The organism is Streptomyces griseobrunneus, assembly GCF_046713465.1.
GTDB lineage: Bacteria > Actinomycetota > Actinomycetes > Streptomycetales > Streptomycetaceae > Streptomyces > Streptomyces microflavus.
Genome location: NZ_CP177080.1, coordinates 4,587,600 through 4,611,676, shown reverse-complemented (window position 1 = coordinate 4,611,676; position 24,077 = coordinate 4,587,600). Strand labels below are relative to the sequence as shown.

Sequence of the window (24,077 nt, the reverse complement as noted above, 5' to 3'; positions counted from 1 at the left end):
CCACCGTTCTCGTCAGAGCCAACTTAGCTTAGGCTAACCTAATCTAACGCACCGGCACTTCCCGCCCCTCCCGCACCGGCACTTCCCGCCCCTCCCGCACCGGCGCTTCCCGCCCCTCCCGCACCACACCGCATACGAGAACGGGACCGGCCGCGCGGTGGCGGTCGGTCCCGTATGTTCGCGGCGCGTGGGGGCTTACGCGCCGAAGGCCTTCGACTTCCCCTTCACCGGCTTCGCCCCGGCCAGCAGATGCGCGGGCACCAGGTCCCGGGCCGGCTCCGAGTAGCCGACCGAGACGATGCGGTCGCCCTGGTACGTGAAGCTGGTGAGCGAGGCCAGCGTGCACTGCCGCTTGCGCGGGTCGTGCCAGAGCCGGCGGCGCTCCACGAACGAGCGGACGATCCAGATCGGCAGCTGGTGGCTGACGCAGACCGCCTCGTGCCCGCGCGCCGCGTCCTTGGCGGCGTCCAGCGCGCCCATCATGCGGACGACCTGCTCGATGTACGGCTCACCCCAGGACGGCCTGAACGGGTTGGTGAGGTGCTTCCAGTTGTCCGGGTTGCGCAGCGCCCCGTCGCCGACGCCGAAGGTCTTGCCCTCGAAGACGTTGCCGGCCTCGATGAGCCGGGCGTCGGTGGCCAGGTCCAGGCCGTGCGACTTGGCGACGGGCTCGGCCGTCTCCTGGGCGCGCTCCAGCGGGGAGGCGACGACATGGGTGATGTCGCGCTTCTCCAGGTGGCCGGCGACCCGGTCGGCCATCTGCCGGCCCAGCTCGGAGAGGTGGTAGCCGGCGCGCCGCCCGTACAGCACACCGTCCGGGTTGTGCACCTCGCCGTGGCGCACCAGGTGCACCACGGTGATGTCCTCGCGGCTTCCGTTCCCGCTGCTCATGCGGTGGCCTCCGATGCGGCACGGGCGGCGGCGGGCAGGGCGGCGGCGATGCGTTCGACCGCCCGCTCGTCGTGGGCGGTGGAGACGAACCAGGACTCGAAGGCGGAGGGCGGCAGATAGACGCCCTGCTCCAGCATCGAGTGGAAGAAGGCGGTGAAGCGGAAGGCCTCCTGCTTCTTGGCGTCGTCGTAGTTGCGGACCGGCTCGTCCGTGAAGAACACCGAGAACATGTTGCTCGCCGAGGAGACGGTGTGCGCGACGCCTTCCTTGGTGAACGCGTCACCTACAAGGGAGCGCAGTTCGGCGGAGACCGCGTCGATCTTCGCGTACGCCGCGTCGTCGAGCAGCCGCAGCTGGGCGAGGCCGGCGGCGGTGGCGACCGGGTTCCCGGAGAGGGTGCCCGCCTGGTAGACGGGGCCGACCGGGGCGAGGTGCGCCATCACGTCGGCGCGGCCGCCGAAGGCCGCGGCGGGGAAGCCGCCGCCCATGACCTTGCCGAAGGTCATCAGGTCGGGGCTGACGCCGTCGACGCCGTACCAGCCGGCCTTCGACGTACGGAAGCCCGTCATGACCTCGTCGGAGATGTAGAGGGCGCCGTCCGCCGCGCAGAGCTCCTTGAGCCCGGCGTTGAAACCGTCGGCGGGCGGGACGACGCCCATGTTGCCGGGCGAGGCCTCGGTGATCACACAGGCGATCTCGCCGGGGTGCGCGGCGAAGGCGGCCCGCACGGCGTCCAGGTCGTTGTACGGCAGCACGACGGTGTCCCGGGCCGTGGCGCCCGTGACGCCCGGCGTGTCGGGGAGGCCGAAGGTTGCGAGGCCCGAGCCCGCGGCGGCAAGCAGGGCGTCCACGTGCCCGTGGTAGCAGCCGGCGAACTTCACGACCTTGGACCGGCCGGTGAAACCGCGCGCCAGCCGGATCGCGGACATCGTCGCCTCGGTGCCGGAGGAGACCAGGCGGACCTGCTCCACCGGTGCGATCCGCGCCACGATCTCCTCGGCCAGCGCGACCTCGCCCTCACCCGGCGTGCCGAAGGACGTGCCCCGGGAGACCGCTTCCTGGACGGCGGCGATGACCTCGGGGTGGGAGTGTCCGAGAATCATCGGTCCCCACGAGCAGACGAGGTCGACGTACTCACGGCCGTCGGCGTCGGTGAGGTACGGACCGGTGCCGGAGACCATGAACCGGGGCGTACCGCCCACGGCCCGGAAGGCACGCACGGGTGAGTTCACGCCGCCGGGCGTCACGACGGACGCCCGGTCGAACAGCGACTGCGAAACTGGGGCTTCGTATGAATACGCCACTTTGGTCCTGATCTGCGATTCGGGTATCGGGAGGCCTGGCCGGAAAATCCAAGGTAATCCCGGCCACCGGTGAGCAGGGAGCGCGCCCCCCTCGTATCACGGAAGAGCGTCGGCCCCCTCACGTCTGCGAAACTGGGGCGACACAGGGAACGCTCACACATGCCATGGTGTCAGAGGCACGGACGGTCTTGCGGACAGGTGTTTCACCGCACGCCCGTGGGGGAGGTCACTGACACGATGATCGGGTTGCGCGGCGGGGGCTGTGTCTCCTAAGAAGTAGTCGGGTGGATGAGATATGCATCGCGGTGGCGGAGTGGGCGAAGGGACCGACGACCTGGGGCCCGAGCCTGCCCGGCGAGGGCGGCACCGGCGAAGGGCCGAGCGCGCACAGGGCAGGGGCGCGGAGAGCACACCGCCCCCCGGGAGCAGGAGCAGTGGCGGGATGGGGGTGACCTACAAGTACTTCGGCGCCCCGGACGGAGCGACCGCCGCACGGGTGCCCATTTCGATGCGCCCCGAGGAGCTGGGCGGCGACGAGCTGGGCATGGGCGGCATGTTCACCAAGATCAAGCCGGAGACGGTGGCCGCCATGGTCCTGACCGGCATCCAGGGCATACCCCTGCACAAGGTCCCCCCGCTGGAACTGGTCGTCCTCCACCCCGACTACGCGGTGGTCAAGCTCCCCATGACCGTCGTCGACCCGCTGCGCGGCGTCGGCGAGGAAGCTGTCGGCGCGGCGGCCTTCATCTGGTCCACGGTCCCCGACCGCGGCGGCCCGCGCGACGCCTACAACGTCTACCAGCTGCTCCACGAGTGGCAGGACTTCTCCCACCGGCTGCACGACGCGGGGCACCAGGCGTACTGCCTGGTCTGGCCCTGATCCACCGGAGCCCGCCTGACGGGCGGCGGCCGCGCAGCAGTGGCGTACACCCGCTCGAACCGCTCACACACCCGCGCCCACGTGCACCTATTCGGTCGCATCACGCCAAATAAATGGCTGAAGTCCGGTCTTCAGCCCACCCGCCCGAAACGCCGATGGAGAGGACACCGACCCTCAAGGAGATCCGCCGTGGGCGATGTACTGCTGGCCCTCTCCATCCCCGTACTCGTCTTCGCCAGCGGTATCTACGCGGCCTGCGAATGCTGGTGGCGCCGCAGGCACCCCGCCCCGCCGTCCCCGTACACCCACCGGGCGGCCCGCCTCGCCGAGCAGGACATGCTGCTCCTCGCCGAGGAGATCGTCGACGACGCGTACGCCGCACTCGGCCCCCTCTACGACCGCCCGGCGGCCCAGGCCCCCGCCGCCGACCGGCCCACCGCCCTCAGCCCCCGGCCGGACGCCACCCCGGATCGCGCCCCGTCACGGCCAGCACCCGCTCGAAAGCCGTAGCCCCGGCCCCCACCGGGAACGGCTCGCCGAACACCTTCATCTCCCGGGCCTTCGGCGCCAGGGCCGCCAGCCCCGGGCCCACCTCCTCGACCACACCCGGGTCCGGAACGAACTCCGCGCCCGTCGCCCGCGCCAGGTCCCACGCGTGCACGGTCAGATCACCGAGCACCATGAGCCCCACCGTCCGGGCCGGCAGCCCCATCTGCCCGGTCGTGCCCTCCTCGGCGCCCGGCGCACCCCACGCCTCCACCAGCCGGGCGGTCTCCGCACCGAACCGGGCCCGCCAGTCACCCGTCACGAACTCCGGCTCCTGGCTGAAATCCACCTCTTTGCGGGCGGCGAGGGCCTGGAAGTTCACGACCACCAGGAACAGGTGGTTCACCAGCGCCCGTACGTCGTACTCCGCGCACGGCGTACGGCGGTCCAGCTGCCCGTCGTCGATACCCCGCACCACGGGCAGGGCCCGGCCCGCGGCGGCTTCCAGCAGTTCACTGATCTTCTGTGTCATGGACCCCACACTCCCCTTCCGGCCCGCCCGCGTCTTGAAGAAACGCGACAGGCCCCCACGGGCTCCTTAGGATCGATGTCATGGCCGCCGGACCTCGCCGCGACACCCGGGGCATCGTCGACGCCCCGGACCTGTTCACGCGGGTCCGCTTCCGCCGCCGCGAGCCCGCCCCCGCGCTCCGCCCGTACCTGGAGCACTACTGGCTCATCGACTGGGACCTCGACCAGCCGTACGCCGCCCACGTCGTCCCGCACCCGTCGGTCAACCTCGTCCTCCAGCGGTACGAGGCCGGGGAGAGCGCCCGCGAGAGAGCCGGGTACGCCGAGGTGGCGGGCATCGGCCTCGGGCTCTTCACCCAGAAGCTGACGGGGCGCGGGCGGGTCTGCGGGGTGCAGTTCCGGCCCGGCGGATTCCGCCCGTTCGCGCCGGAGCACGCCCTCAGCGACCTGACCGGGCGCCGGATCGACGCCGCCGAGGTGCTCCGTACGCCACCGCCCGTCGGCGCGGTCCTGGACCCGGCCGACGAGGACGCCCGGGTCCGCGCACTCGACGCCTGCCTGCTCGCCCTGGAGCCCCGGCCCGACCCGCAGGCCACGCTGGCGATGGAGCTGGTCGACCGGGTACGCACGGACCGCTCGGTGCGCCGGGTCGGACAGCTCGCCCGGAGCGCGGGGCTCTCCGCCCGTACGCTGCAGCGGCTCTTCTCCGCGTACGTCGGCGTCGGCCCCAAGTGGGTCATCCTCCGCTACCGCATCCACGAGGCGCTGGAGCGCGCCGAGTCCGAACCGGCCGTGGACTGGGCACGGCTGGCGGCCGACCTCGGCTACAGCGACCAGGCCCACCTCGTACGGGACTTCACCACCACGGTGGGCGTACCCCCGACGGCCTTCACACCACCGCCCTGAGGAGCGGCCCGGCAGGGCGTCCCAAATGCCTGGCAGCCCGCCCCTCCCCAGTGGCATCCTGGCCCGGTGAACGGACCCGAGATCACCTTCGAAGTAGCCCCTGAGCTGCGGCTCTTCGTCCCCCACGAGCGCCGCGGAGGCCCCACCCGGCTCACCACCGACGGCGCCTCCACCCTCGGCCACGTCATCGAGTCCCTCGGCGTCCCGCTCACCGAGGCCGGCACCCTGCTGGTGAACGGCGAACCGGTCGCCCGCTCGCACGTCCCGGGACCGGGCGAACACATCGACGTACGGGCGATCGAGCGCCCCCAGCAGGTCCCCGGTGCACCCCTGCGCTTCCTCCTCGACGTCCATCTCGGCACGCTGGCCCGCCGGTTGAGGCTCCTGGGCGTGGACGCGGCGTACGAGAGCGAGGACATCGGCGATCCCGCGCTCGCCGCCCTCTCCGCGCGGGAGCGGCGCGTCCTGCTCTCCCGGGACCGCGGGCTGCTGCGGCGCCGGGAACTCTGGGCGGGGGCGTACGTCTACAGCGACCGCCCCCAGGAGCAGCTCCGCGACGTCCTCGGCCGCTTCGCCCCGCACCTCGCCCCGTGGACCCGCTGCACCGCCTGCAACGGGACGCTGGCGGAGGCGGACAAGGACGCGGTGAGCGATCTGCTGGAGCACGGCACGCAACAGGCGTACGACGTGTTCGCCCAGTGCACGGCGTGCGCCCGGGTGTACTGGCGGGGCGCGCACCACGGCCACCTGGAGACGATCGTCGCCGACGCGGTACGGGAGTTCGGCGGCGCGGCGGCGTAGGGCGACGGCCTCAGCCGGTGATGTGCCGCAGATACGCCTGCGGGTCGGCGAGGTAGCGCCGCCAGTGGTCGACGAGGGCCAGGTCCGCCCATCGCACCCGCTCCATGCCGTCCTCCCCCACCTGCACGATGTCGGCGCCCGGCAGCGCGGTGAGCAGCGGTGAGTGCGTGGCGCACACCACCTGACCGCCCGCCTTGACCAACTGGTCGATGTGCCCGAGGAGTTCGAGGCAGGAGCCGAAGGAGAGCGCGGCCTCCGGCTCATCCATGACGTACAGCCCCGGCACCACGAACTTCTCCCGGAAGGCCGCGAGGAACCCCTCCCCGTGGCTGAGGGAGTCCGGCCCGAAATTCTCCCGCTCCAACGCGTCCAGGGCGGTCTCCGCGCGCAGGAAGAACCCCTTGCGCGCGGACCGGCTGCCCACCATCCGCCGCCCCCGGGGCGCCGCGTCGAAGCGGACGCGCTCACCGAGCACGGACTTGCCCCGCGAGGTCGCGTACTTCCAGTCGAGCGACCCGCCGTACGAGTCCAGCCCGAACCCCTCGGCGAGGGCTTCCACCAGCGTGGACTTCCCCGACCCGTTCTCGCCCACCAGGAAGGTCACCGGGGCCCGGAACCGCAGCCCCTCGGCGAGGAACTGCCGCACGCACGGCACCGACCAGGGCCACTCCCCCGGATCGGGGGAGTCCACATGGGCATACGCGCGTTCGACGATCACCCCACCATGATCACCGGTTCAGAAGGCGTACGCATCCCCCGTGGCGGGTGCGAGCACCTGATGCACGTTGTTCTTGGGGTCCGTGTCCCGCGCCCCGCCGTTCCAGACGGTGTCGAGCCGCACGATCACCTCGTCGGGACCGCCCGCCGGCCGCAGGTCGAGCGCGGTCTGCCGGGCCCCGCCGCCGGAACGCAGCCCGCCCGTCTCGCAGAGCACGGTGGCCTTTCCGGACCGGAGGCAGCCGTGCGGCAGCTCCTGCCGCAGGGCGAGCGGCACGGAGAAGCGCAGCCGTACGGTCGAGGAGGTCACATCGGAGGGCCCCAGGTTCTCGCTCCGGATCCGGAGCGCGATATGGCCGCCCGAGAAGGAGACGTACCCGTGGTGGGAGAGGTCCGCCTCGGGCACGGGAGCGGCCCCGACCCCCTCACCAATGGTCGCGGACAACTCGGTCACGGGCGCCCCGGATGTCGGCGCCTCGGGGGAGGTCCCGGCCGAAGCGGCCGCCCCCGGCACCACGGCCGCCACCAGTACGGTCATCGCCGCCGCCATCGCCGCGGCGGCGGACAGTGGCATCAGCAGTCCTCTACGCGTCAGTCCCATGCCCGGAACATACCGATCACACCGAATAACCCTATTAAACGACAGACCCGACGCGCTCTTACCCACCCGCACAGCCCACGGGGAACCCCGTACGGCTCCCCGAGGCCCCCTGTCCGGTCCGTGGAGGCGGGGCAGACCGGGCGGGCAACGGCTGCATATTCTTGCCCCGTTACCGATCAACTGCCCGAGGAGATCGCCATGACCGCCACCCCCATCGCCGTCATCACCGGCGCGAGCAGCGGCATCGGCGCCGCGACCGCCCGCACGCTGGCAGCAGCCGGATTCCGGGTCGTGCTCACCGCGCGCCGCAAGGACCGGATCGAGGCACTCGCCGCCGAGATCACCGAGGCGGGCCACGAGGCGACGGCCTACGCCCTGGACGTGACCGACCGCACGGCCGTGGACGAGTTCGCCACCGCGTTCCGCTCCCTGGCCCTGCTCGTCAACAACGCGGGCGGCGCCCTGGGCGCCGACCCGGTGGCGAGCGCCGACCCCGCCGACTGGCGTCAGATGTACGAGACGAACGTCATCGGCACCCTCAACCTCACCCAGGCCCTGCTCCCCGCCCTCACCGCCAGCGGCGACGGCACGATCGTGATCCTCTCCTCCACCGCCGCCCTCTCCTCCTACGAGGGCGGCGGCGGCTACGTGGCCGCCAAGCACGGCGAGCACGTCCTGGCCGAGACCCTGCGCCTGGAGATCGTCGGCACCCCGGTCCGCGTCATCGAGGTGGCCCCCGGCATGGTCAAGACCGACGAGTTCGCCACCACCCGCTTCCGCGGCGACACCGAGAAGGCCGCCAAGGTCTACGCGGGCGTGGACGCCCCCCTCACCGCCGAGGACGTGGCCGACACGATCGGCTGGGCCGTCTCCCGCCCCAGCCACGTCAACATCGACCTCCTGGTGGTCCGCCCCCGCGCCCAGGCCTCCAACACGAAGGTCCACCGCACCCTGTAGCGGATGCGGTGGACCGGGCGGTGGTGAGGCGGCTGGGGCAATGGGGCCTCAGCCCTTCACACACACCACCTGCTTGAGCTTCGCGACGACCTCGACCAGGTCCCGCTGCTGGTCGATGACCTGCTCGATCGGCTTGTAGGCGCCGGGGATCTCGTCCACCACCCCGGAGTCCTTGCGGCACTCCACGCCCTGCGTCTGCTCTTCCAGATCCTTGGTCGAGAAGCGCTTCTTCGCGGCGTTCCGGCTCATCCGCCGGCCCGCCCCGTGGGACGCCGAGTTGAAGGACTTCTCGTTGCCGAGACCCTTGACGATGTACGAGCCCGTGCCCATGGAACCCGGGATGATCCCGTAGTCCCCGGAGCCGGCCCGGATCGCCCCCTTGCGGGTGACCAGCAGGTCCATGCCCTCGTACCGCTCCTCCGCCACGTAGTTGTGGTGGCAGGAGATGACCGGTTCGAAGGTGACCCGCGCCTTCTTGAACTCCTTGCGGACGACGTCCTGGAAGAGCCCCATCATGATCGCGCGGTTGAACTTCGCGTACTCCTGCGCCCAGAAGAGGTCGTTGCGGTAGGCCGCCATCTGCGGGGTGTCCGCAACGAACACCGCCAGGTCCCGGTCGATCAGACCCTGGTTGTGCGGCAGCTTCTGCGCCTGGCCGATGTGGAAGTCGGCCAGCTCCTTACCGATGTTCCGCGAGCCGGAGTGCAGCATCAACCAGACAGAACCGGTCTCATCGAGACAGAACTCGATAAAATGATTACCTGATCCGAGCGTTCCCATCTGCTTCGTGGCACGTTCCTGACGGAACTTGACCGCTTCCGCGATCCCGTCGAACCGCCCCCAGAAGTCGTCCCACCCGGACGTCGGGAACCCGTGCAGCTTCCCCGGGTCGACGGCGCCGTCGTGCATCCCGCGGCCCACCGGAATGGCCTGTTCGATCTTGGAACGCAGCCGTGACAGGTCGCCGGGAAGATCGTTTGCGGTCAGGGACGTCCTGACCGCGGACATCCCGCAGCCGATGTCGACCCCCACCGCGGCCGGGCAGACCGCACCCTGCATCGCGATCACCGAACCGACCGTGGCCCCCTTGCCGAAGTGGACGTCCGGCATGACGGCGAGACCCTTGATCCACGGCAGCGTGGACACGTTCCTCAGCTGCTGCATGGCGACGTCCTCGACCGACGCCGGATCGGTCCACATCCGGATGGGGACCTTCGCCCCCGGCACCTCTACGTACGACATAACTCCTCGATTCCCCCGAGATTCCCCCGAAAAGACTGAAAGCGCAAAACCGGGCCCAAGGTCGGCAAACAAGTCGGCCGACCGGCATTCACAGCGGCGCGTGCGATACACATTGTGTCCATCGGCCGCCTCCGAGCGGCAACATGTTTTCCGTACCGAAGGGAGCCTGGGACGGTGCGACACATGGCGTACGTACCCGGCGTCGCGCTCCTCGCAGCGCTCGCCGTGGGCTGCAGTGCCGGCTCCGACGGCAGCGCGAGCGACGCCGACAGCAAGCCGGGCGGCCCCACCGTCACCACCGCGCCCCCGGGCAAGTACCGGACCCTGCCCGCGCCCTGCCGCGCCGTACCCGGCTCCACGCTGAAGGACCTGCTGCCGGGGGTCGCGGAGCTGCCACAGCAGCAGCAGGAGAAGGCGTTCCGGGGGGCGCCGACCGTCACGTACGACACCGACCGCAAGGTCGGCTGCAGCTGGAAGTCCGATGCGCCGGACTCCACCCGGAACCTCTCGATCGACTTCGAGCGCGTCGTGTCGTACGACCCCGCCGTGAGCGACGACGACCGCGCCCGCACGCTGTACGCGAAGAAGGAGACCGCGGCCGATCTGTCGGGGGTGACCACTTCCCCGGGGCCCCCGGAGAAGGCCGCGGGCAGCGCGGCAGGGGAGGAGGAGGGGACCGGGAAGCCCGGCGGCGAGGGTTCGGCCGACCCCTCCCCCTCCGCGTCCGGCTCCTCGTCCGGCACCCCGGGCACGCCCGGCGGCGGCAGCGAAGACCTCCGGCCGCGGGTCCTCGACGGGCTCGGAGATGCCGCATTCCTGGACGATCTCCTCACCCGGGCAGGTTCCACCGCGCAGCACCGCACGGTGAGCGTGGTATTCCGCACATCGAACGTGATCGTGACCGTCCGGTACGGCGAGCAGCCGGCCCTCGTCACCAAGGTGCCCGACAGCAAGGAACTGCAGGACAAGGCCCAGGCACTGGCCCGGAAGCTGGCCGAGGTGATCAGCGAGTAGGGGCGCTCCCGGCCCCTCCGGACGGCCGGTCCACGGGCCGTCCGGGTCCGTGACCGGGGCGCCGCGGAGCCGCTGCCCGTCGTAACGTGGCTCTCCGGAAGCCTCCGGAGATCCGCCGGACGACGTCCGAAGACGCACCGCCCGCCAACGAGCCCGACCGCACACCGCACGACCGAGCCTCCACGAACGAGACCTCCGTGCCGTCCGAGTGAAGGAACCATGCACCGATCAGCTCCGCGACTGTCCCGCATACTCGCCTGCGCCGCCGTTCCGCTGATGCTCGTAGCCGTCGGCTGCTCGTCGGACTCCGGCTCCGGCTCCGGCGCCGAAGGCAAGAAGAACGCGGGCTCCTCGTCGTCCGGCACCGGCAGCACCGAGCCGTCGAAGCCCGCGGTCGAGCCGGCGAAGTTCACCGACCTGCCCGACGCGTGCACCTCGATCGCGAAGAAGACCGTCGCGGAACTGGTGCCCGAGGCCAAGAAGAAGGGCGGCACCGCAGGCCGCTCCAGCGACCTCTCGGTGCGGGGCAGCTGCTCGTGGAACGGCCTGGACGACAAGGGCGTCAAGGGCTCGCAGTACCGCTGGCTGGACGTCGCCTTCACCCGCTTCGGCTCCGACCAGTCGCTCGGCAGCGGCGCCGCGCGCGCCACCGAGGACTACACGAAGCAGATCGCCAAGGAGAAGGCGAGCGAGGGCGCGCAGAAGGTCGCCGCGACCGCCGCGACCGGCATCGGCGACGAGGCCACGGCGATCACGTACGGCCTCAACAAGACGGACGAGGACTTCGAGAACGCCACGGTCGTGGCCCGTACGGGCAATGTCGTCGTCACCCTGACCTACAACGGCGCGGGCTACGCGGGGGCGAAGACCCCGTCCGCGGCGGACATCCTCAAGGACGCCCAGAAGGCGGCGAAGGAGGCGGTCGCCGCGGTCGGCGCCACCGCCGGTTCGGGCAGCGCGGAGGCCACTCCGCCGACCGGGGACGCCAAGAAGACCCCGTCGGCCGGGAAGACCGCGAAGGCCGGCCCGAAGGCCACGGCCAAGTCGTGACCTGAGCGGGCCGGGAACGTCGAACTCCCAGGCCGCGCACCGTTTTTCCGAAGCCCGGTCCTCCTCGGAGGGCCGGGCTTCCCCCCTCCCCGCGCAACGGCACTCGTACACATGTGCCAGGCTGTGCCAGCGCCGGACGTGGATGCCGGTCCGGGAGAGAAGAAGTCGGGGAGGGGAGCGCCGGTGGCCGCCATACCGCTGACACGCACGCACCGGATACTCATCGGAGTCGTCGTCGCCGGTGCGGTGCTCATCGCCGCGATCGGGTTCGCGGGCTCGTACGCGGCCGTGCGCGAGCTGGCCGAGGACAAGGGTTTCGGCCAGTTCTCCCTGGTCTTCCCGATCGGCATCGACGCGGGCATCTGTGTCCTGCTCGCGCTGGACCTGCTGCTGACGTGGATGCGGATCCCGTTCCCACTGCTGCGCCAGACGGCGTGGCTGCTGACCGCCGCGACCATCGCGTTCAACGGCGCCGCCTCCTGGCCCGACCCGCTCGGCACCGCGATGCACGCGGTGATCCCGGTCCTGTTCGTCGTCTCCGTGGAGGCCGCCCGGCACGCGGTGGGCCGGATCGCGGACATCACGGCCGACAAGCACATGGAGGGCGTGCGCCTCACCCGCTGGCTGCTCTCCCCCATACCGACGTTCAAGCTGTGGCGGCGCATGAAGCTCTGGGAGCTGCGCAGTTACGAGCAGGTCATCAAGCTCGAACAGGAGCGGCTGATCTACCAGGCCCGGCTCCAGGCCCGGTTCGGCCGCAACTGGCGCCGCAAGGCCCCGGTCGAGTCGATGATGCCGCTGCGGCTGGCGAAGTACGGCGTCCCGCTCGCCGAGACCGCCCCGGCCGGGCTCGCCGCCGCCGGCATCGAGCCGGCCCTGCTGCCGCCCGCCCCGAAGGCCGAACTGCCCTACGAGCCCCAGCGGGAGCAGGGCCGGGAGCACGGGCACGAGCTGGGGCGCGAGGAGCGGGAGCCTCAGCAGGAGCAGGCTCATCAGCACCCGCAGCAGCAGCCGATGTCGCTCCAGAAGCAGGCACCCCAGCCCCAGCCCCAGCTTCAGTCCCCGCTTCAGCAGCAGGAGCAGCAGCAGGCGTTGGAGGCCCCGCAGGTCCCGCCCACCCACGACAGCCCCTGGTTCGCCGCCCAGAAGCTTCCGGAGGCCCCGCACGCGAGCGCGTACGACCCGCAGCACGCCGAGGGCCTGGAGCCCACGCCCGCCGCCGTCCCCCTGGGCCCCGGCCGCACCCGCCCCCTCGGCAACGTCGGCACGATCGGCGCGGTCCCGCACCCCCGCCGCGAGGAACTCCGCGAGGAGCCCCACGCGGGCCCGGAGCCCGTACAGCGGGCGGAGCCCGTACAGCCCGTGCAGCAGGCCGCCGACGAGGAGCCGCCCGCCGTGCCCGCCCCCGGCCCCGAGGACGCGCCGCAGTTGGAGGAGTGGTCCCAGGAGGACAACGACTTCGCCGACCGCGCGTACGAGGAGTTCAGCGCGTACACGGACCAGGAGGGCCAGTACCCGAACATCGAGACCCTCGACATCCACCTGGCCGACCGGCGCAATGTGCACCACCCGCGCTCGGCCGAGCTGCTCCAGCAGCTGATGCCGCAGTTCAGGAACCACTACATGCAGCGGGTCACGGCCGACCAGAGCGCCTGAGACGAGGCGTACGGACGGCCGAAGGGCCGCCGCCCGGGGGAGATTCCCGGGCGGCGGCCCTTTTCGTACGTACGGCGGTGCTACGCGCCCAGCAGCCTGCGCACCCGGTCCGCCCCCACCGCGAGCAGCAGCGTGGGCAGGCGGGGTCCCGTGTCGCGGCTGACGAGCAGCCGGTAGAGCAGGGCGAAGAAGGACCGCTGGGCGGCCTTCAGCTCGGGCGTCGGCTTGGCATCCGGCTCCAGGCCCGCCAGCACCTTCGGTACGCCGTAGACGAGCGTGCTGAGCCCGTCCAGCGACCAGTGCGAGTCCAGCCCCTCCAGGAGGAGGCGCAGCGACTCGCGGCCCTGGTCGTCAAGCGAACCGAGGAGCTCCTTGTCGGGCTCGTCGCGGACGATGGTGCGGGCCTCGGCCGGGACCTGGGTGGTGATCCAGTTCTCGGCGCGGTCGAGGCGCGGGCGCGCCTCGTCCAGCGAGGTCAGCGGGTTCTCCGGGTCGAGCTCGCTGAGGATGCGCAGGGTCTGGTCCTCGGCGCCGGCGGTGATGTCGGCGACCGAGGCGAGCGTCCGGTACGGCAGCGGGCGCGGGGTGCTCGGGAGCTCCCCGGCCGCGGTGCCGATGGCCCGGGCGTACGCGGCGGCGTCGGCGGGCAGCACCGTACCGTCGGCGACCTTGCGGCCCAGCGAGTCCCACTCGTCGTACAGCCGCTGGATCTCCTGGTCGAAGGCGATCTTGAACGACTGGTTGGGCCTGCGGCGGGCGTAGAGCCAGCGCAGCAGCGGCGCCTCCATGATCTTCAGCGCGTCGGCCGGGGTGGGGACCCCGCCCTTGCTGGAGGACATCTTGGCCATGCCGGAGATACCGACGAAGGCGTACATGGGCCCGATGGGCTGCACGCCGTCGAAGACCTCGCGGACGATCTGGCCGCCGACGACGAAGGAGGAGCCGGGCGAGGAGTGGTCGACGCCGCTGGGCTCGAAGATCACACCTTCGTACGCCCAGCGCATCGGCCAGTCGACCTTCCAGACGAGCTTGCCGCGGTTGAACTCGTTGAGCCGGACCGTCTCGGCGAAGCCGCACGCCGAGCAGGTGTAGTTCAGCTCGGTGGTGTCGTCGTCGTAGGAGGTGACGACGGTGAGGTCCTTCTCGCAGTTGCCGCAGTAGGGCTTGTACGGGAAGTAGCCGGCGCTGTTGCCGCTGCCGTCGTCCTCGTCGGCGGCGCCGGAGCCCTCGGCGGCCTCCAGTTCGGCCTCGTCGACCTTCTTCTGCTGCTGCTGCGGCTTCTTACCGCCCTTGCCCTGGGCCGCCGGGTCCTTCTTCGTCCGGTAGCGGTCGAGGACGGCGTCGATGTCACCGCGGTGCTTCATCGCGTGCAGGATCTGCTCGCGGTAGGTCCCCGCGGTGTACTGCTCCGTCTGGCTGATTCCGTCGTACTCGACGCCCAGCTCGTCCAGGGCAGCCGTCATGGCGGCCTTGAAGTGCTCGGCCCAGTTCGGGTGGGAGGAGCCGGCCGGGGCGGGCACCGAGGTCAGCGGCTTACCGATGTGCTCGGCCCAGGACGCGTCGACGCCGGGGACGCCGTTGGGAACCTTGCGGTAGCGGTCGTAGTCGTCCCAGGAGATCAGGTGGCGCACGGTGAGGCCCCGGCGGCGGATCTCGTCGGCGACCAGGTGCGGGGTCATGACCTCGCGGAGGTTGCCGAGGTGGATCGGGCCAGACGGGGAGAGCCCGGAGGCCACGACGACCGGTTTGCCAGGCGCACGACGCTCCGATTCGGCGATGACATCGTCCGCGAAGCGGGAGACCCAGTCGGTCTCGGTGCTGGTCTGACTCTCGGCCACGGTCGGCACGTCCTTCTCTCGTCTGTCGGTCCCAGTGGGTTACCGACCATTCTCCCAGCTACCCCCCGTAGCGCGAAAACGGCTTTACGCCCCGTGGGATACTGGGCAGATCCCTTGTACCCCTACGGAAACGGCAGCCAGCCATGGCCTCGGTCCCTTCCCTCGCTTCCACGCTCCAGCAGCAGCTGGCGGACGCCCTGACGGCAGCTCTGCCGGATGCCGGCACCGCGGACCCGCTGCTGCGCCGAAGCGACCGGGCCGACTTCCAGGCCAACGGCATCCTGGCGCTCGCCAAGAAGCTCAAGGGCAACCCGCGGGAGCTCGCCGGCCAGGTCACGGCCGCCCTCCCGGCGGGTGAGCTGATCAAGGACATCGAGGTCTCCGGGCCCGGCTTCCTCAACATCACCCTCGCGGACAAGGCGATCGTCGAGACGCTGGCCGCCCGGCACGCCGACACCGAGGGCCGCCTCGGCGTCCCGGTGGACGCGGCGGCCGGGACCACGGTCATCGACTACGCCCAGCCGAACGTGGCGAAGGAGATGCACGTCGGCCACCTGCGGTCGGCGGTCATCGGCGACGCCATGGTCCGGATCCTGGAGTTCACCGGCGAGAGCGTGGTCCGGCGCCACCACATCGGCGACTGGGGCACCCAGTTCGGCATGCTCATCCAGTATCTGATCGAGCACCCGGGCGCCCTGAAGCACGAGGGCGACGCGGCGGACGGCGAGGCGGCGATGTCGACGCTGAACCGCGTCTACAAGGCGTCGCGTGCGCTGTTCGACTCCGACGAGGAGTTCAAGGCGCGCTCGCGGGACCGGGTGGTGGCCCTCCAGGCCGGGGACCCCGAGACGCTGGAGCTGTGGCAGGGCTTCGTCGACGAGTCGAAGATCTACTTCCACTCCGTCTTCGACAAGCTCGACATGGAGGTCCGCGACCCCGACATCGTCGGTGAGTCCGGCTACAACGACATGCTGGAGGAGACCTGCCGGATCCTGGAGGAGACGGGTGTCGCCGTCCGCTCCGAGGGTGCGCTGTGCGTCTTCTTCGACGATGTCCTGGGTCCTGACGGCAACAAGGTCCCGCTCATCGTGAAGAAGACGAACGGCGGTTACGGCTACGCGGCCACCGACCTCTCCGCGATCCGCGACCGGGTGCAGAACCTCAAGGCCGACACCCTGCTGTACGTGGTGGACGCCCGGCAGTCGCTGCACTTCAAGATGGTCTTCGAGACGGCCCGCCGGGCGGGCTGGCTCAACGAGGACGTGCAGGCCGTGCAGCTCGCGTTCGGCACGGTCCTGGGCAAGGACGGCAAGCCGTTCAAGACCCGTGAGGGCGAGACCGTGCGGCTGGAGGACCTCCTCGACGAGGCGGTCTCCCGGGCCACGGCGGTCGTCCGGGAGAAGGCGGAGAAGGTCGGGCTCTCCGAGGACGAGATCGTGGAGAACGGCCGGTACGTCGGCATCGGGGCCGTGAAGTACGCGGACCTGTCGACCTCCGCCGTGCGGGACTACAAGTTCGACCTGGACCAGATGGTGTCGCTGCACGGCGACACCTCGGTCTACCTCCAGTACGCGTACGCCCGGATCCGGTCGATCCTGCGCAAGGCGGGCGACGCGGTTCCGGCCGCCCACCCGGAGCTGGCGCTGGCCCCGGCGGAGCGCGCGCTCGGCCTGCACCTGGACCAGTTCGGCGAGGTGCTCGGCGAGGTCGCCTCGGGGTACGAGCCGCACAAGCTGGCCGCGTATCTGTACCAGCTGGCGTCGCACCTGACCACGTTCTACGACCAGTGCCAGGTGCTCAGCCCGGACAACGCGCCCGAGGTCGTCGAGAACCGGCTCTTCCTGGTGGACCTCACCGCCCGGACCCTGCACCGGGGCATGGAACTGCTCGGCATCCGGACGCCCGAGCGGCTCTGACCCCACCAGCCGTACGCAGGTCGGCCCCGGCACCTTTCACAGGTGCCGGGGCCGACCTCGTACGTAGGTCGTCACTGCGGGCGGCCCAGCGCCCATCCCGACACGTCGGAGAGCCGGCCGCGCCACAGCGGCAGCGAGACCGCGCTGATGGCCCCACCGAGGAGCGTCACGTCCCGCAGGTGGATCCAGCGCGGCAGCCGGGCGGTCGCCGCGTCCTCCTGGCCGTGCAGCTCCCGTACGCCCTGGTCGACCGTCTCGGGGAACTCGGCGAGCAGGTTGGCGCCCTCGCCCTCGACCTGGCGCAGGCTCCTGGCCCACTCGGCCTTCCACTGCTCGTGCCCGATCACATCACCGTGCAGGAGGCCGCCGGGGTGGGTGAGGGTGAGGGGCAGGCTGGAGCGCGGATCCTCGTCCAGGAGCTGGATGAGCAACTGGAGCTGGAGGTCGGGCAGGGGCTCGGTGATCACTGCGGCTGCCGGTGCCGGAGAGGTGTCGGCTGAGACGCTCATGGGCCCTTCCCTTCACATGACGCACATGACGGACGACGTGGCTGCTCTCCCCGCCTGCCCGGCCTGCCCCCGCCCACACCCGCCGGCCGGTCTCAGAGGTAGCGGCGGATCGGCACGACGGCAGCTTCCCGCACCCGCTGGAGGACGTCGCGCCGCTTCCACCGGCCGCGCTCGATCAGGACGCTCTTGTCCCGGTCCTCGTCGAAGTGGCCGTCGAGCGCGGCGGTGAACTCCCCGTCGAGGACGGCGAGCATGACCTCCTCGTCGTGGTCGAGGGAGCGCCGGTTGAAGTTGGTGGAGCCGATGAGGGAGGCAATCCGGTCGATGGTGACGCTCTTGGTGTGCATCATCGTCGGCTGGTACTGGTAGATCTTCACCCCGCACGCGGTCAGCTCCTCGTAGTGGCGCTGACCGGCGAGCTGGCAGACCCGCTTGTCGGTGTGCGGGCCCGGCAGCAGGATCTCGACCTCCACACCGCGCCGGGCGGCGGCGCAGAGCAGACCGGTGAAGTAGTCGTCGGGCGCGAAGTAGGCGGTGGTGAGGCGGATGCGCTCCTCGGCGGATTCGAGAACGACCCGCATCAGGGTCTGCATGTCCTGCCAGCCGAAGGACGACGAACCGCGCACGACCTGGACGACGGCGTCACCGTGGCGGTCGCTCGCCACGAACCGGTCGCGGTCGTCGAACAGTTCCTCCTGGCACTCGGCCCAGTTCTGCGCGAAGGCGGCGGCCAGTCCGTCGACCGCGGGGCCGCGGACCTGCACATGGGTGTCGCGCCACTCGTGCTCGTTGCGCGCGTCGCCGCACCACTCCTCGGCTATCCCGACGCCGCCGGTGAACGCGGTGGACTCGTCGGTGATGAGGACCTTGCGGTGGCAGCGGTGGTTCTGCTTGAGCGGCGAGAGGTAGAGCGGCTTGCGGAACCAGGCCACCGTCACCCCGGCCTCGTCCATCATGTCCAGCTGGTCCTTCTCGATCAGCCGGGACCCGAAGCCGTCCAGCATCAGCCGGACCCGGACGCCGGCCCGCGCCCGGTCGGCGAGCGCCTCGGCGAACTCCTGCGCGATGTCACCCCGCCAGTAGACGAAGGTCATCATGTCGACGGTGTGCTCGGCACCCCGGATCGCCTTCAGCATCGCGCCGAAGATCTGGTCGCCGTTGCGCAGCGGGACAAGCGCGTTGCCCTCGGTCGCCGCGATCCCGATCAGCCGCTCCAGCCTGCGTCTGAGCCGCTGGGAGCGCTCATCGCAGACGCGCGGGTCGAGTTCTTCCTGTGCACGGCGTTCCGTACTGCGGTCGCTCGGATCCTGGTCGGCTCGTTCGGAGGCTTGGGCTATGCCGGACATCGGTCACCTGGGGGTACGGGGGTGGGGCGGCCCACCGACCGGCACTGCCGCACCGGCGCGGGCCGCCAGGGCCTCGCAGACTGTACTCCCGGCTGCGGGCAGGGCTCAGCGCCTGTCGTACGGATCACGCCGGACCTGATCCGAGGACAGGCCTCCGATCCTCGTCCCCCCGGCCCAACTGCTCCCCCACGCGGGCCGATCCGGAGGACCCGTTGACATCCACGCCACCGCTCTCGCCGCTCACCACCAGCGAGGCCCTCCCGCTCGACGGTCACCTGGTCCACCTGCCGCCCGCCCCGCCCGCCGGCCTCGCCACCGCGACCGAGGTCGTCCGCGACCACCTCACCCGGCTCGGCGCCCGGTTTGGCCCAAGCTCGGGGCCTGGCACGGGAACGGAAGCACGGCCCCGGTGCGGGACCGTTACGCCACGGCCGGCCCGGAGACCGTCATCGGCCTCGGCGGACCGCACCACGCCCCGGGCACGGACCTGGTCCTGCGGGGCTGGCCCCCGGGGACCCGACGCCGTTCGACGAGACCACCGCCCAGGCGGCCACCGGGCTCATGGCCCTCCACGGCCGGGCCAACGGCGGCCCGCGCCCGCTCGGCACCGACTACCTGGGCACCCTCTCCGGCCTGCGGGGCACCCCGGTCCGCACGGCCCGGGTCAGCGTGGCGCAGGCGGCGCTCTTCTCCCTCGGGCCGTACGTGGCCGCCGCGACGGCCGGGGACGAGCCGGAGGAGGTCCCGAGCCCGCCCTACCGCCGCACGGCCCGGCCGCCGTTCGTCTCGGCGGACGGGGTGCGGTTCGAGGTGGAGGCGCTGGAGGTGCAGCCCTGGCGCGACTTCTGGAAGGCGGCCGGCGCCCCCGCCAAGGACATCGCCAACAGCTGGCGCGCGTTCGCCTCCCGCTCCGCCCGCGCCGCGTCCCCCCTGATCACGACGGGGACGGGCCGCTGCCACGGACAGTGGTCCGCCCCTCCCTCAACCTGCCTGGTACGGCTCCCACTTCACCTCGTCGTTGCCGTACGTGTACATCGGCCGCCCCCGCATCCCGCTCGTCCGGAACGGCTTCCCCTGGTCGTCGATCCGCAGCATCCCCTCACGCCCGCCGCTGCTCCACTTCAGCTCCAGGTACCAGCTGACGTCGTACCCCTGGGCCTTCATGTCGAGGTTGAAGACCTCCACGTCCTCGGACGACACCTTGTACGGGAAGGGCACGGCCGGGATCACCCGGTCGCCCTGCGTCCCCGGCACCGGAGTGATGACCGGGTGCCCGGCATCCAGATCGGAGGCGAAGGTCTGCGGCGCGATGCCGCTGCCGCAGCCGTTGCCCATCAGGTACGCCGACCAGGGCAGCGGGGCCTTGCGGGACAGCACCCGCACATACAGGCCCTTCAGGACGACCGCCTCGCGCGAGGTGCCCTGCACGGTCAGCTGGAGCAGCATGCTCCCGGCGTCCACCCCGCCGTACGACCGGGCCCAGCCCCGCCGGTCCTGCGGCGGGGGCGGCGGAGCCACACCTTCCGGCCCCCGGTCCAGCAGGTAGAACTGGCCGCAGGGCTCGTCCCAGTTGTACGAGGAGATGGTGACGGCCGGCGGTGCGCCGAGGCCGGTGGTGGTGCCGCCCTGGGACCGCTTCGTACCGGAGCCGCCGGGCACGCCGGGCTCCGCGGAGGGCCCGTCCGACGCCCCGCCGGGGGACGCGGACGGGGAAACGCTCGGGGAGGGGGAGGCCGGGGCCCCGGAGGTGCGGGAGACGGTCGGGGCAGGGGGCACTGAGGTGCCGCCGGCCGCCCGGCCGGCCCGGTCCGGAGCGCCCGCGCCGCCCTCCGCCCGCGACCCGACGAGAGCGGTGGCGACGACGGTGGTGGGCACGAGGAGGGCGGCGACCCCGGCGGCTGCGATCAGCACCCGCGTACGCCGGGAGAGCCTGGCCCACGGGGAGCGGTTGCCGCCCGGGGTGGTGACGACGACGGGAGGCTCGGGATCGGGCACGGGAACGGGCTCCGGTGCCGACACCGATGCGGGTGCCGCCGGAACCGGAACCGCCGCACCCGGTACCGCCCCCGCAGGCCGCCGCCGGGCCGCGTCCGCCACGATCCACCGCCGGTGCACCTCCACCAATTCGTCGCCCACCGCCCCGCACAGCCGCGCGAACCGCTCGACGGGGGCGTACTCGTTGGGCACGGCGTCACCGTTGCAGTACCGGTGGAGCGTCGACGTACTGACGTGCAGTCTCCCGGCCAGTACCCCGTAGCTACGCCCCGAACGGTCCTTCAGTTCCTTCAGCAGGGCCGCGAAATGCTCGGCCTCAGGCGTCGCCACGACGGCGTTCCCCTCCCTCATCCGTCCCGGAACGGCGTTCCAGGGACGCGGAATTCCCGCAGGTCACCGTATGCGTAGACGTTCCGGCATCCCCAATGGTTCGCCAGGCGTTGCGGCCGGAATCAGCCACCCCACAAGCTCGGACCAGACCGCAGCACCGACCGACGTACCGACCACGGGGAGTACCACAGCCATGCGCACCAACCGCATCCGCACCACCGCGCTCGCCGCCACCGCACTCGTGGCCGCCCTCTCGCTGACCGCCTGCGGCGGCGGCAACGAAGGCACCAAGAGCGCCGGCCCGGCCCCGGCCGCCGCGTCGAACCCGGCCGCGTCGGGCACCGACGGCAAGGCCGAATCCACCCGGCCGCAGACGCCGGAGACCACCGCCCCGCCCACCGGGGCCCCCGCCGAGAACGCCTCCACCCCCGCCCGGGGCAAGCACGCGGGCGGCAACGGGAACGAAACAGCCCACAGCGGCACCGAGAAGGCGGCCCCGGCCTCCGCCACGGCCCGCACCGCCTGCACGACCGCGAACACCGAGGTGACGGTCACCAAGGTGAGCCGCCCGATCAACCACCTGCTGCTCACCCTGAAGAACACCGGCTCGGGCCTCTGCGACGCCTACTACGCGCCGCGCCTCGGCTTCGACGGCGCCCAGTCCGTCTTCCCGATCCTGGAGGACAGCAAGCCGCAGGCCGTGGTCACGCTCGCCCCCGGCGAGGAGGCGTACGCGGGCATCGGCCTGACCGGCGAGCCCGGCCAGGGCACGCTCCACAAGAGCAAGAACCTGTCGGTGCACTTCGCCAAGCGGAACGGCTCGACCTACGACACGCCCGCCAAGCTGAAGCTCCCCGCCGAGACCTACTGGGACGACAACGGCTTCGTCACCTACTGGCAGTCGGACCGGGCGACGGCGCTCACCTTCTGACGCCGGATCGCCCTACACGCCGACGCGTGAACCGTACGTACGGTTCACGCGTCGGCCCTCCGCCGCATCACGCGTCGGCCGGTGCCGGATCCGTCTCGTACCGCAGGAGCACCACCCCGTTGCCGAAGGCCCTGGTCTCCAGGAGCCGCAGCCCCTGCCGGTGCGCCCCCTCCCCGAAGAACGGGCGGCCCCCGCCGAGGAGGACGGGGTGGACGTAGACGCGGTACTCGTCCACGAGGTCCAGCCGCCGGAACGTCTCCACCAGGTCCGCCCCGCCGACGATCAGGTCCCCGGCGGCCGCGTCGCGCACCGCGCACACCTGGTCCCGGTCCACCTCGCGCAGCAGGGTCGCCCCCGGCCCCACGCTCTCCAGCGTCCGGGAGTAGACGTACTTCGGCATCTCCCGCCAGATGCCGGCGAATTCGGCCATCGGCCCGGCACTGGCGGGATCCTGGTCGGCGGTCGGCCAGAACTCCTCCATCAGCTGATAGGTGACGCGCCCCTCGACGAACGCGCCCGCCGTCCGGAGGACGTCGTTGAAGTGCTGGTGCACCTCCTCGTCGACGGAATGCCACTCGATATCCCGGTCCGGCCCCTCGAAGAAGCCGTCGAGGGAGACCGAGATGGACGAGACGATCTTGTTCATGGAACCACCCACCGCAATCGCCGGAAACAGGCCTCCGCGACACTACGCGCGCTCGGGCCGAACAGGGCGTCTCCGGTGCCGAGTCGGGCGAAGTCACCCGGACGTCCTCGGTCCCCTGCCTCCCCTCCTTCCGGCACCGGCGTTGTCAGTGGTGCCGCCTAGAGTCACCTCCATGGCGACGCTCCCGAATCCCCTGCCCTCCCTGGCCTCCTCGGGCCTGGACCTCCCGCCCGGCTCCCTGGTGGACGCCACGCTCGACGGCCCGTGGCACGAACCGCTGCTCTGGTACGCGGACGGGCCCGCCGCTCCCGGCGACTGGGCCGCCCTGCGCGCGGCCGGACGGCGGCTGGGGCTGCTGCCGGTGCTGGTCAACGGGGGCTCGCGCGATCAGTGGCCCGAGGCGTGGGACCTCTGCCCGGACGCCACCTCGTACGCGGGCGACCACGATGCCGAAGAGGTGCTGGCGGGGTACTGGACGCAGTACGCGGACGACGAGGTGGGCGGCGGCCCGCAGGACGCCCCGGAACCGGAGCGCGCCCCCGGCCCCTGGCCCGGCCTCGCCCCGGCGCCCGCGCAGGAGGCCCCGGGCGACCCGGACGCGGCGGCCGCCGAGCTCGCCGACATCATCACCGCCGACCCCGACAGTTGGCTGGCGGGGGCCCGGCTCGCCCTCGTCCCGGCCCGCCGCACCGCCGACATACCGGCGGCGATCGGCTGGTCCGGCCCGATGAACCACGAGAACGACGTGGCCCGGCTCTGCGCCGTGCTCCGCTCCTGGGAGGACCGCTACGACCTGCGGGTCGTGGTGCTCGGCTTCGACACGATGATCGTCTCCGTGGGCCGCCCGCCGGCCACCCTGGAGGAGGCCCGCGCGCTGGCCGCCGAGCACTACGCGTTCTGCCCGGACAACATCGACCAGTCCCCGCCGTACGACCTGGACGTCTACGCGGAGAAGCACCTCCTCGACCAGGAAGTGTGGTCGTTCTGGTGGGACTGACGAGGGACCGCCCCGCCGGGCACCGGTCGGGCCTCAGCAGGATCACGTCGTAGCAGCGCGGCCCGGGCGGCGGCTGTGAGCGTCCGCCCGGAGCCCCACCCCCGGGCGGACGGACCACCGGGCGGCTGAGCCCCCGTACTCATGCGAGCGACCGCCGCCCGAGGTTGACTCGTACGCATGCCCGACACCGCACGCGACCCCCGCGCCTGGATCGCCCCGCTGATCACCACGATCGTGACCCTGCCGATGGCACTGATCGCCCTGTTCGTCGGCGGCCTCACGCCGATGGCGTGCGACTCCTGCAACGGCGCCGCGGCCGACCGCTTCGACGCGAGCTTCGGCCCCGCGTGGACCGTCCTGCTGGTGGGCCTGCTGCTGACCCTGATGGCCCTGATCGCGAGCTGGGCCACCCCCTGGCAGCTCCGCAACGTAGCCCGCCGGGTGGGCCTGGCGCTGGCCGCACCCACCACACTCGTGGTCACTTTCGTAGCATTCATGGCACTGGTCGACTGGCCCTGACAGAAAGTGTCCAC

Annotated in this window: 24 protein-coding genes; 12 read left to right on the top strand and 12 right to left on the bottom strand. The window is 71.6% G+C overall.

Features of this window, described 5'->3' with window-relative positions:
• Positions 1–195: 195 nt before the first annotated feature.
• Together ACK8N7_RS21040 and hemL are read right to left on the bottom strand one after the other, a co-directional pair.
• Positions 196–891, bottom strand: a complete 696-nt coding sequence (locus ACK8N7_RS21040) for a histidine phosphatase family protein (protein ID WP_500443670.1) — start codon at positions 889–891, stop codon at positions 196–198.
• Entirely contained in the window at positions 888–2,159 is a 1,272-nt protein-coding gene (gene hemL / locus ACK8N7_RS21035) for a glutamate-1-semialdehyde 2,1-aminomutase (protein WP_099127740.1), read from the bottom strand. The genes ACK8N7_RS21040 and hemL overlap by 4 nt, the downstream gene beginning before the upstream one ends.
• A gap of 478 nt (positions 2,160–2,637) precedes the next feature.
• Between hemL and ACK8N7_RS21030 the strand changes: the two genes are divergently transcribed.
• Both ACK8N7_RS21030 and ACK8N7_RS21025 read left to right on the top strand, forming a co-directional pair.
• Entirely contained in the window at positions 2,638–3,075 is a 438-nt protein-coding gene (locus ACK8N7_RS21030) for a hypothetical protein (RefSeq protein WP_403212815.1), read from the top strand.
• Positions 3,076–3,264: 189 nt separating this feature from the next.
• Positions 3,265–3,585 carry a hypothetical protein gene (locus tag ACK8N7_RS21025; protein WP_500443668.1) on the top strand — a complete coding sequence of 107 codons (321 nt, stop codon included), beginning with the start codon at positions 3,265–3,267 and terminating at the stop codon, positions 3,583–3,585.
• On the opposite strand, the gene ACK8N7_RS21020 is transcribed toward ACK8N7_RS21025, so the two are convergent.
• Complete coding sequence (locus ACK8N7_RS21020) at positions 3,518–4,093, bottom strand: TIGR03086 family metal-binding protein (RefSeq protein ID WP_403212819.1); 576 nt, start codon at positions 4,091–4,093, stop codon at positions 3,518–3,520. The two genes, ACK8N7_RS21025 and ACK8N7_RS21020, sit on opposite strands and share 68 nt — an antisense overlap.
• 80 nt (positions 4,094–4,173) lie before the next feature.
• On the opposite strand from ACK8N7_RS21020, the gene ACK8N7_RS21015 reads away from it, so the two are divergent.
• Both ACK8N7_RS21015 and ACK8N7_RS21010 read left to right on the top strand, forming a co-directional pair.
• Complete coding sequence (locus ACK8N7_RS21015) at positions 4,174–4,998, top strand: DUF6597 domain-containing transcriptional factor (protein ID WP_403212821.1); 825 nt, start codon at positions 4,174–4,176, stop codon at positions 4,996–4,998.
• A 66-nt stretch (positions 4,999–5,064) separates the two neighbouring features.
• On the top strand, positions 5,065–5,799 hold the full coding sequence (locus tag ACK8N7_RS21010) for a Mut7-C RNAse domain-containing protein (protein ID WP_500443666.1): 735 nt from the start codon (positions 5,065–5,067) through the stop codon (positions 5,797–5,799).
• A gap of 10 nt (positions 5,800–5,809) precedes the next feature.
• Here the strand turns inward: ACK8N7_RS21010 and ACK8N7_RS21005 are convergent, their stop codons facing one another.
• Both ACK8N7_RS21005 and ACK8N7_RS21000 read right to left on the bottom strand, forming a co-directional pair.
• Complete coding sequence (locus ACK8N7_RS21005) at positions 5,810–6,517, bottom strand: AAA family ATPase (RefSeq protein WP_403212825.1); 708 nt, start codon at positions 6,515–6,517, stop codon at positions 5,810–5,812.
• Positions 6,518–6,535: 18 nt separating this feature from the next.
• On the bottom strand, positions 6,536–7,090 hold the full coding sequence (locus ACK8N7_RS21000) for a hypothetical protein (RefSeq protein WP_500445798.1): 555 nt from the start codon (positions 7,088–7,090) through the stop codon (positions 6,536–6,538).
• 225 nt (positions 7,091–7,315) lie between these two features.
• Between ACK8N7_RS21000 and ACK8N7_RS20995 the strand changes: the two genes are divergently transcribed.
• Complete coding sequence (locus ACK8N7_RS20995; RefSeq protein ID WP_403212827.1) at positions 7,316–8,074, top strand: SDR family NAD(P)-dependent oxidoreductase; 759 nt, start codon at positions 7,316–7,318, stop codon at positions 8,072–8,074.
• Positions 8,075–8,122: 48 nt separating this feature from the next.
• Here ACK8N7_RS20995 and ACK8N7_RS20990 read toward each other — a convergent pair whose 3' ends face one another.
• Complete coding sequence (locus tag ACK8N7_RS20990) at positions 8,123–9,316, bottom strand: RtcB family protein (protein WP_031126069.1); 1,194 nt, start codon at positions 9,314–9,316, stop codon at positions 8,123–8,125.
• A 183-nt stretch (positions 9,317–9,499) separates the two neighbouring features.
• On the opposite strand from ACK8N7_RS20990, the gene ACK8N7_RS20985 reads away from it, so the two are divergent.
• The 3 genes from ACK8N7_RS20985 to ACK8N7_RS20975 all read left to right on the top strand — a co-directional run bounded on the left by ACK8N7_RS20985 (position 9,500) and on the right by ACK8N7_RS20975 (position 13,036).
• Positions 9,500–10,330, top strand: a complete 831-nt coding sequence (locus tag ACK8N7_RS20985; protein WP_403212829.1) for a DUF3558 domain-containing protein — start codon at positions 9,500–9,502, stop codon at positions 10,328–10,330.
• Positions 10,331–10,549: 219 nt separating this feature from the next.
• The gene (locus tag ACK8N7_RS20980; protein WP_500443663.1) at positions 10,550–11,380 is read left to right on the top strand and encodes a DUF3558 domain-containing protein; all 831 of its coding nucleotides are present in this window, start codon (positions 10,550–10,552) and stop codon (positions 11,378–11,380) included.
• A 183-nt stretch (positions 11,381–11,563) separates the two neighbouring features.
• Complete coding sequence (locus tag ACK8N7_RS20975; RefSeq protein ID WP_500443661.1) at positions 11,564–13,036, top strand: DUF2637 domain-containing protein; 1,473 nt, start codon at positions 11,564–11,566, stop codon at positions 13,034–13,036.
• Positions 13,037–13,116: 80 nt separating this feature from the next.
• On the opposite strand, the gene lysS is transcribed toward ACK8N7_RS20975, so the two are convergent.
• The gene (lysS, locus tag ACK8N7_RS20970) at positions 13,117–14,883 is read right to left on the bottom strand and encodes a lysine--tRNA ligase (protein ID WP_500443659.1); all 1,767 of its coding nucleotides are present in this window, start codon (positions 14,881–14,883) and stop codon (positions 13,117–13,119) included.
• Positions 14,884–15,017: 134 nt separating this feature from the next.
• Here lysS and argS point away from each other — a divergent pair, with 134 nt between their 5' ends.
• Complete coding sequence (argS, locus tag ACK8N7_RS20965) at positions 15,018–16,790, top strand: arginine--tRNA ligase (RefSeq protein ID WP_403212836.1); 1,773 nt, start codon at positions 15,018–15,020, stop codon at positions 16,788–16,790.
• Between the two features lie 71 nt (positions 16,791–16,861).
• Here argS and ACK8N7_RS20960 read toward each other — a convergent pair whose 3' ends face one another.
• The 4 genes from ACK8N7_RS20960 to ACK8N7_RS20945 all read right to left on the bottom strand — a co-directional run bounded on the left by ACK8N7_RS20960 (position 16,862) and on the right by ACK8N7_RS20945 (position 20,970).
• Entirely contained in the window at positions 16,862–17,299 is a 438-nt protein-coding gene (locus tag ACK8N7_RS20960) for a GvpU-like protein (RefSeq protein ID WP_031126063.1), read from the bottom strand.
• Positions 17,300–17,391: 92 nt separating this feature from the next.
• Positions 17,392–18,645, bottom strand: coding sequence for a phospholipase D-like domain-containing protein (locus ACK8N7_RS20955; protein WP_403212838.1), 1,254 nt, complete (start codon positions 18,643–18,645; stop codon positions 17,392–17,394).
• A gap of 755 nt (positions 18,646–19,400) precedes the next feature.
• On the bottom strand, positions 19,401–19,583 hold the full coding sequence (locus ACK8N7_RS20950) for a hypothetical protein (protein ID WP_500443656.1): 183 nt from the start codon (positions 19,581–19,583) through the stop codon (positions 19,401–19,403).
• A 43-nt stretch (positions 19,584–19,626) separates the two neighbouring features.
• Entirely contained in the window at positions 19,627–20,970 is a 1,344-nt protein-coding gene (locus ACK8N7_RS20945; RefSeq protein WP_500443654.1) for a helix-turn-helix domain-containing protein, read from the bottom strand.
• 193 nt (positions 20,971–21,163) lie between these two features.
• Between ACK8N7_RS20945 and ACK8N7_RS20940 the strand changes: the two genes are divergently transcribed.
• Positions 21,164–21,901 carry a DUF4232 domain-containing protein gene (locus ACK8N7_RS20940; protein WP_500443652.1) on the top strand — a complete coding sequence of 246 codons (738 nt, stop codon included), beginning with the start codon at positions 21,164–21,166 and terminating at the stop codon, positions 21,899–21,901.
• A gap of 67 nt (positions 21,902–21,968) precedes the next feature.
• On the opposite strand, the gene ACK8N7_RS20935 is transcribed toward ACK8N7_RS20940, so the two are convergent.
• Positions 21,969–22,547: a dihydrofolate reductase family protein gene (locus tag ACK8N7_RS20935; protein ID WP_403212846.1), complete on the bottom strand. Its 579-nt coding sequence runs from the start codon at positions 22,545–22,547 to the stop codon at positions 21,969–21,971.
• A 172-nt stretch (positions 22,548–22,719) separates the two neighbouring features.
• Between ACK8N7_RS20935 and ACK8N7_RS20930 the strand changes: the two genes are divergently transcribed.
• Together ACK8N7_RS20930 and ACK8N7_RS20925 are read left to right on the top strand one after the other, a co-directional pair.
• The gene (locus tag ACK8N7_RS20930; protein WP_403212848.1) at positions 22,720–23,544 is read left to right on the top strand and encodes a DUF4253 domain-containing protein; all 825 of its coding nucleotides are present in this window, start codon (positions 22,720–22,722) and stop codon (positions 23,542–23,544) included.
• A 177-nt stretch (positions 23,545–23,721) separates the two neighbouring features.
• Positions 23,722–24,063: a hypothetical protein gene (locus tag ACK8N7_RS20925; RefSeq protein WP_031126358.1), complete on the top strand. Its 342-nt coding sequence runs from the start codon at positions 23,722–23,724 to the stop codon at positions 24,061–24,063.
• Positions 24,064–24,077 lie beyond the last annotated feature (14 nt).

Bases quoted from the DNA above. Each gene is read 5' to 3' on its own strand.
- ACK8N7_RS20935 (WP_403212846.1), bottom strand. From the start codon at position 22,547: ATGAACAAGATCGTCTCGTCCATCTCGGTCTCCCTCGACGGCTTCTTC.
- ACK8N7_RS20955 (WP_403212838.1), bottom strand. From the start codon at position 18,645: ATGTCCGGCATAGCCCAAGCCTCCGAACGAGCCGACCAGGATCCGAGC.
- ACK8N7_RS21020 (WP_403212819.1), bottom strand. From the start codon at position 4,093: ATGACACAGAAGATCAGTGAACTGCTGGAAGCCGCCGCGGGCCGGGCC.
- ACK8N7_RS21040 (WP_500443670.1), bottom strand. From the start codon at position 891: ATGAGCAGCGGGAACGGAAGCCGCGAGGACATCACCGTGGTGCACCTG.
- ACK8N7_RS21015 (WP_403212821.1), top strand. From the start codon at position 4,174: ATGGCCGCCGGACCTCGCCGCGACACCCGGGGCATCGTCGACGCCCCG.
- ACK8N7_RS20995 (WP_403212827.1), top strand. From the start codon at position 7,316: ATGACCGCCACCCCCATCGCCGTCATCACCGGCGCGAGCAGCGGCATC.
- ACK8N7_RS20980 (WP_500443663.1), top strand. From the start codon at position 10,550: ATGCACCGATCAGCTCCGCGACTGTCCCGCATACTCGCCTGCGCCGCC.
- ACK8N7_RS20940 (WP_500443652.1), top strand. From the start codon at position 21,164: ATGCGCACCAACCGCATCCGCACCACCGCGCTCGCCGCCACCGCACTC.
- argS (WP_403212836.1), top strand. From the start codon at position 15,018: ATGGCCTCGGTCCCTTCCCTCGCTTCCACGCTCCAGCAGCAGCTGGCG.
- ACK8N7_RS21030 (WP_403212815.1), top strand. From the start codon at position 2,638: ATGGGGGTGACCTACAAGTACTTCGGCGCCCCGGACGGAGCGACCGCC.
- ACK8N7_RS20925 (WP_031126358.1), top strand. From the start codon at position 23,722: ATGCCCGACACCGCACGCGACCCCCGCGCCTGGATCGCCCCGCTGATC.
- ACK8N7_RS21000 (WP_500445798.1), bottom strand. From the start codon at position 7,090: ATGCCACTGTCCGCCGCCGCGGCGATGGCGGCGGCGATGACCGTACTG.
- ACK8N7_RS20960 (WP_031126063.1), bottom strand. From the start codon at position 17,299: ATGAGCGTCTCAGCCGACACCTCTCCGGCACCGGCAGCCGCAGTGATC.
- ACK8N7_RS20990 (WP_031126069.1), bottom strand. From the start codon at position 9,316: ATGTCGTACGTAGAGGTGCCGGGGGCGAAGGTCCCCATCCGGATGTGG.
- ACK8N7_RS20985 (WP_403212829.1), top strand. From the start codon at position 9,500: ATGGCGTACGTACCCGGCGTCGCGCTCCTCGCAGCGCTCGCCGTGGGC.
- ACK8N7_RS20930 (WP_403212848.1), top strand. From the start codon at position 22,720: ATGGCGACGCTCCCGAATCCCCTGCCCTCCCTGGCCTCCTCGGGCCTG.